General features: G+C 38.3%; 7 protein-coding genes. All 7 read left to right on the forward strand.

Annotated features, from left to right (window positions below; all coding sequences use genetic code 11):
• Positions 1-180, forward strand: a 180-nt coding sequence (locus tag ADA55_RS30315) for a hypothetical protein (RefSeq protein WP_048680019.1), incomplete at its 5' end; no start/stop codon positions are given.
• A 262-nt stretch (positions 181-442) separates the two neighbouring features.
• A complete protein-coding gene (locus ADA55_RS30950; protein WP_264370997.1) occupies positions 443-571 on the forward strand; it encodes a hypothetical protein in 129 nt (42 codons plus the stop codon).
• Positions 572-782: 211 nt separating this feature from the next.
• On the forward strand, positions 783-1,721 hold the full coding sequence (speB, locus tag ADA55_RS05030) for an agmatinase (RefSeq protein WP_048680023.1): 939 nt from the start codon (positions 783-785) through the stop codon (positions 1,719-1,721).
• A 55-nt stretch (positions 1,722-1,776) separates the two neighbouring features.
• Complete coding sequence (locus ADA55_RS05035; protein WP_048680025.1) at positions 1,777-3,144, forward strand: APC family permease; 1,368 nt, start codon at positions 1,777-1,779, stop codon at positions 3,142-3,144.
• A gap of 43 nt (positions 3,145-3,187) precedes the next feature.
• Positions 3,188-4,831: an amidohydrolase gene (locus tag ADA55_RS05040; RefSeq protein ID WP_048680028.1), complete on the forward strand. Its 1,644-nt coding sequence runs from the start codon at positions 3,188-3,190 to the stop codon at positions 4,829-4,831.
• Positions 4,832-4,942: 111 nt separating this feature from the next.
• Positions 4,943-5,521 (forward strand): TetR/AcrR family transcriptional regulator, encoded by a 579-nt coding sequence (locus tag ADA55_RS05045; protein ID WP_048680032.1) that lies wholly within the window; start codon positions 4,943-4,945, stop codon positions 5,519-5,521.
• A gap of 419 nt (positions 5,522-5,940) precedes the next feature.
• The gene (locus tag ADA55_RS05050) at positions 5,941-6,435 is read left to right on the forward strand and encodes a DinB family protein (protein ID WP_048680035.1); all 495 of its coding nucleotides are present in this window, start codon (positions 5,941-5,943) and stop codon (positions 6,433-6,435) included.
• Positions 6,436-6,629 lie beyond the last annotated feature (194 nt).

Genomic DNA, 6,629 nt, shown 5'->3' on the forward strand with positions numbered 1-6,629 from the left:
TTTTCCCGCAGGAGTCTCGTACCTTACGTTCCAATCACTGGAACTTTTTTTAGAAATATTGTAGGGAAACTGGCTCTTCTTCTCGAATTCGTCTTCAGTCTATCGGTTCCATCATTTTTCCGGCAAAAGGATTTCCGAATTGCTCTCGCCCCGAACCAAAATTTAAAAAGTAAAAACTAGATTAATCTTCATAGTTATTTACAGTAATCCATAAAGGATGTAAGAAATTTGCAACACTCCTGCCGAGTAACTGGCTAGCTGAGACCCCGGAGACGTTTACGTCGAGGAGGCTTGGCAGACAGTCGGCGGAAAGGGAGCGGGTTTCTGGAATCAACTGAAATGTAATTTAAGAAAAAGCCGTATGCCGGCTCATCAGAACCAAGTTTAAGACTAGATGATCCTTCATGGTTTTTTACAGTAATCCTTAATGGATGGACGAAAATTGCTGCACTCCCCGAAATACTGGCTAGTCGAGACCGTACAGACGCTTGCTTTGATGTGGCTTGGCAGGCAGTCGGCGGAAGGGGAGCGGATTTCTGAAATCACCTGGAACGTTTTTTTAGTATTATGAAATAGACAAATAGAATTTAAAAAATAGTTTGACTTTTTTAACAACTATGTTTATATTTGGTTTAATACTAACTACCGTTAGTTAATATGGTGCGAAAAAGTAGGTGTTAGACATAAAAAGTAATCCACTGAATCATAGTTTGTAAGCGATTACAAATTGTGTTCGTAAATTCATATGAAAAGACTTTTATTAAAACCAGGAGATGATACTTATGAAATATCCACTTACACCAGATGTAAAGCCAGAGTTTTGTACAACAGGAACTTTTATGCGTTTACCTTCTCAAAAGCATGATGCAAAGCTGGCAATTGTAGGTATGCCTTTTGATACAGCAGCTTCTTTTCGGGTAGGAGCCAGGTTTGCTCCTCAAGCCATTCGCCAATCATCCATGACCCTGTTTCCCTATCATCCGATTCATAATGTATATCCTTTTGAACAAATGAATGCCATTGATATTGGCGATATCCCTGTTATTCCCCATAATATTCATCGAAGCTATGAGCTAATGAAGGAATCCATTCATGAATTGATGTCCAAAGGTGTCATACCGATTGGATTAGGAGGAGACCATTCGGTTACTTTAGCTAGTTTACGAGCTGCGGCAAAGGTATATGGGCCTGTAGCCATGATTCATTTTGATTCCCATACAGATACCTGGGATACATATTATGAGGAAAAATATTGGCATGGATCTCCATTCATTCGTGCCCACGAAGAAGGTTTACTGCAGGCAGATAAAGTGTTTCAAATAGGAATCCGCGGCACGCTAAACCACTCTGGAGATTTACAGGCAAGCCTCGATTTAGGCTATCGCCTGATTACAACTGGTGAACTTTCCAATCGTGGATTTGAAGATGTTTTGAAAGAGATTAGAAAAACGATTGGTAACACCCCTTGTTTCTTGACATTTGATATAGATTTCGTTGATCCTTCTTTTGCCCCGGGAACAGGTACACCTGAAATAGGTGGGTTTAGCAGCTATGATACATTAAAAATGATACGATCCCTAACTGAATTTAACTTTATAGGATATGACGTGGTTGAAGTGCTGCCTTCATATGATCCAAGTCAAATCACTTCACTTTTAGCGGCAACACTTGTACATGAATTTGCCAGCCTGGCAGCATTAGGTGCGAAAGAAGATAATTAAAATCACTTTAACTTAAAAACAGCCATTTATTTAATAAAGGAGGCACCTCTTTGCGATGAAAGGATTACCCGAGCTTAAGCGTTCACTGAATACAAGATATGTAATTGTATTTGGACTTTCCTTTATGGCGCCTGTGACAGTCTTTAGCACATATGGCATCGCTATTGACCGTACCCATGGAATGATTCCGACAGCATACATAATCGCGTTAATTGTCATGCTATTCACTTCATATAGTTACGCAAAAATGGTTCAGGTATATCCCACTACCGGTTCAGCTTATACCTTTGTGCAGAAAGGAATTAACTCACACCTTGGTTTTCTGGTAGGATGGGTGATTTTATTGGATTATCTTTTCAGTCCTATGATCAGCGCTTTACTTTTTGGGATTATGGTGAATGCTTACTTCCCTGGTATTCCTATCGTTGCCGTTATCATTTCCTTTATCATTGCTGTGACAGCGATTAATATTTTTGGGATTAAGGTCGCTGCAAATGTGAATACCTTTTTGGTGATATTTCAATTTCTTTTTATCATGATCTTCAGCCTGCTTTGCATAAATGGACTTTTAGCAGGAAAAGGCACCGGAGAGTTGTTTTCTAAAGATCCTTTTTTTAGTCCAGCCGTGAATATTAATAATCTGCTTTCGATTGTACCTTTATTATGTTTTAGTTTTCTTGGGTTTGATGCGGTTACTACACTTGCAGAAGAAACCAAAAATCCAAAAAAAACACTTCCTAAAGCTATTTATGCTACGACATTGATTGGAGGGTTATTATTTGTTGCAGCTACCTATTTTGCACAATCGATTTTCCCGAATTTCAATGCTTTTAAGAACCCTGATACAGCTATAGTCGATATCATGATTTATACCGGGGGTAATTTTCTGAATAGTTTGTTCATTTCTGTCGTAGTGACATCCGCTACTGCTTCTGCAATAGCTTCAGGAGGCAGCGGAGCCCGGATTTTGTATGCAATGGGGAGAGATAATGTTCTGCCTAAGCGGATTTTCGGATATGTTTCTCCAAAATTTCAAACGCCCATATTCAATATCTTGATCATTGCTTGTATTGCAATGAGCGCCGTATTTTTGGATATCGCAACGGCCACTTCTTTCATTAATTTTGGAGCACTGTTTGCTTTTACCTTCGTTAATCTTGCTGTGCTTTTCCATTATTTTGTGAGACAGAAGCAGAGAGCTCCTAAAAGTATCATTTTATATGTTCTTCTTCCCTTAATAGGCACCGGCATAACTATATGGTTTATGACAAAGTTGGATATCCATTCATTAGCATTAGGAATCACTTGGATGACAGTAGGGTTCATTTACTTATTGTACTTAACAAAAATGTTTAAGGAACGTCCTCCTGAACTGAATTTTGCAGAGCAAAAAGAAGAATTCGATGTAAAACTAGTGCAATGATCAGTTACTGTTTTATTATTTTGAATGAAAAGGGGTAAACTCCATGACTATTAAAAAAGCGGATATTGTACTTTCCAGCGATGCTATTTTCACAGGGCTTACACATGAGCCAATGTCTGGGGCAATAGCTATCTTAGGTAACAAAATTCTGAGTGTGGGATCAAAAGCAGAGATTGAACATTTTATAGGAAGTGGGACAAAAGTATTTAACTATGGAAATCAATTGATTATGCCTGGATTTCATGATTTTCATCTCCACATTATGTTCAGTGCACTAAGTTTAACTAGCATTAATTTATTTGAAGCCAGGTCAGCTCAAGAAGTGGCTGCAAAAGTACTGGAATTTTCTAAAGAATGTCCTGGGGAAGAATGGATTATCGGCATGCAATGGGACGCAGGTTATTGGCATGATAAACAAGAGCCCCATTATAAAATCCTTGACGCTGTCATTCCAGATCGTCCTGTCGTTCTTTTTCATGCTGAAGGTCATTATACATGGGTAAACAGTAAGGCCATGGAATTAGCAGGAGTTACTGAGGAAATACGTGATCCGGATTTTGGTCGCTATGAAAGAGATAAGAATGGTTTACTTACTGGAATTTTATATGAAGAAGCCCAGCAAATCGTTTTAAAAGAGGCATTACGGTTAACACAAAATAAAAAAGAAACGATATTAAAAGAGTTTTTACGATTGTTATCGCAATATGGGATTACTTCTGTAAACGATTTGTTTGCGCCAATAGATGACTTCCTTCAAGACTATGATCTTTTTGAGAAATTGGATAAGCAAGGAGAATTATCGACTAGATTTCATATCACTCCTGAATTGGATGGCAATTTGGACAAAGCTCAAATACTGAGAAATAAATATGAATCAAAGAAACTACAATTCTCAGGATTAAAACAATTCGTTGATGGAACAGTCACGGGTCATACCGCTTACTTCCTGAAACCTTACTCCGATCAATTGGATATTTGCGGTCATCCAGCGCTAGATCCAGAAGTATTGATTGATCGGGTTGTTAAAGCCGATGAACTTGGATTTAGAATCAGGTTTCACGCTATTGGAGATGCGGCAATTCGTTTAGCTTTAGATGCTTTTGAAGAAGCTGTACGCAAGAATGGAAAAAGAGACTCAAGGCATACAATCGAGCATATTGAAGTAATCGATTCGGATGACATTGAACGTTTTTCAAAACTGGGGGTCATTGCCTCGATGCAGCCTGATCACATGGCTGCTTCATCAAGAGAGGTATATTCTTCAATAATAGGTCCTGAAAGGGAAAAAAATGTGTTCTTGACGAAGTCGCTATTAAATACAGGTGCATCTTTAGCTTTAGGAACAGACTTTCCGGTTTCCATCTCATTAAATCCAATGCGCCAAATATATACTGCGATTACTAGAGTGGATAGTAGCGGAGATTCACAAAACACATGGCACCCTGAACAAAAACTCACTTTGGCAGAGGCATTGCAAGCATATACATATGGCTCAGCCTATGGATGTTTCAGGGAGCACGAGCTAGGTACAATAGAAGAGGGGAAACTTGCTGACCTTGTGGTTTTAGACAGAAATCTATTTGATATTCCAGAAAGTGAAGTGCTCAAAACCAAAGTGGAACTTACAATAAACGATGGGAAAGTTGTGTATAAAAGCGAAGAAACCTCTTTATCAAGCATATTCTAATTCTTATCTTTTAGAGAAAGAACCATGTTCCAAGGTGTTAAATATTTAGTTTAAAAAAGGAAATGAGTTTATAATGAAATTAACTGACGTTGGATAGTTTGGAGGCTCATTATGACAAAAAATGAAATTAAAAACATTTCCTTGACTCTTTTTACCAAGTACGGATACGAGGGAACTGCTTTATCGGAAATTGCCAAGAGGGTAGGTATACAAAAACCCTCAATCTATAACCATTTCAAAAATAAGGATGACCTTTTCTTGTGTCTGTTTGAAGAAATCCTGGAAGAGCATATACACCAGGTCGAACAATTTGTCGAAGAGATAAATACCCTCTCTTCTGAAGAAAAGTTAAAACACATCCTTCTTGATACTTGTAATTATTATAAAAACCATGAAGATAAAGCAACATTTTTAAAGAGGGCAATGATCTTCCCGCCGGAGCATTTGAAGCACATCTTAAATGAAAGTTTCCTTAGATCTGAAGAATCATTTTCCGCTATCTTACATGCTATCTTTGTCGAAGGAATCGACAAAAAAGAAATACGCCAAGGGAAAGTCGAGAACTTAATCATGTCCTATTTCTGTTTGATTGATGGGATATTCATGGAATTTTCTTATTATGGTAAAGAGAATATGGAACCTAGAATTCAGAATATATGGGAAAACTTTTGGTATGGACTAAGTGGATGATATGTTCAAAAAGTTCATGCTCTAAAACTAGATCTACGCTCCAGGCACTCGCTTTCCGAGGGCGGTCCGCCCTCGGCGCCTATGCGCCTGTGGGGTCTCCACTGGACACGCTTCTCCCGCAGGAGTATCGCGCCTAATAATCGAAGTCTCTTCCGATACCCTGAAATTGGAAAATCCCCATCAAACATATAAAACGATTCCCAAAATGGTCAGTTGTTCTTTCTCAGTCAACACAACTTATGATAAACTGGTATTATCAGAATTTTCCAAACAACAGAACGTTCATTGTTCCGTTAAAGGGCCAGATTAATTGGACAAGGAATTAGCATGACACCTTGGTTAGTTATCTAAAACACGTCGCAAATGAATGTTGACCAAAGGGATTATCTATTAAAGGGATTAAATGGGGGGAATGGAAAATGGATGTAAAGACCCTTTTGTTACAACAATGGGCAAGCTGCTTAGATGAAGAAGACTGGTTTCCACCACTTGAAAAAGTGCTAGAGGATATTACTTTTGAACAGGCAATTTGGAAACCAGCTGATGGGGTAATGAATTCCATTTGGGAATTAGTTTGTCATTTACTTTTCTATGAAAAGAGATTTCTGATGCGGTTTCTTGGTGAAACAGAGAATGAACCACAGGCAGAAAATAATGATTCTACATTTCGTTTACCAAATGAGACGTTAGAAAATTGGAAAGAAACAAAACAAGAATACTTTTATGTTCATCGTGAACTTGGAAAAATACTAGCAAAATCAGAACATCAAGATTTGTATAGACAGGTCCCGGGAGAAGATAATTCATTAGTGCTTGAACTGAAGAGTTTAGCCATGCACGATGCATATCATATTGGGCAAATTGTATTCCTTAGTAAAATGCAAGGAGTATGGCCAGAGAAACGCAGCTTTTAAAAATGCTGCATTAGCTTTACAGTAATTCAATTATAGGGAGCTTTAATGGAATAAGAACGGGAACGCCCAAATCGGACGTTCCCGTATTTTATACCTGAAAAACAATAATCCTACTTTTTATAGAGAAGAAGCCCTCATTGGATGGAAGAAATTTACGACACTCCTGCCGAATAACTGGCTAGCCGAGACCCCAC

This window comes from Bacillus sp. 220_BSPC, from assembly GCF_001054655.1.
Classification (GTDB): domain Bacteria; phylum Bacillota; class Bacilli; order Bacillales; family DSM-1321; genus Peribacillus; species Peribacillus frigoritolerans.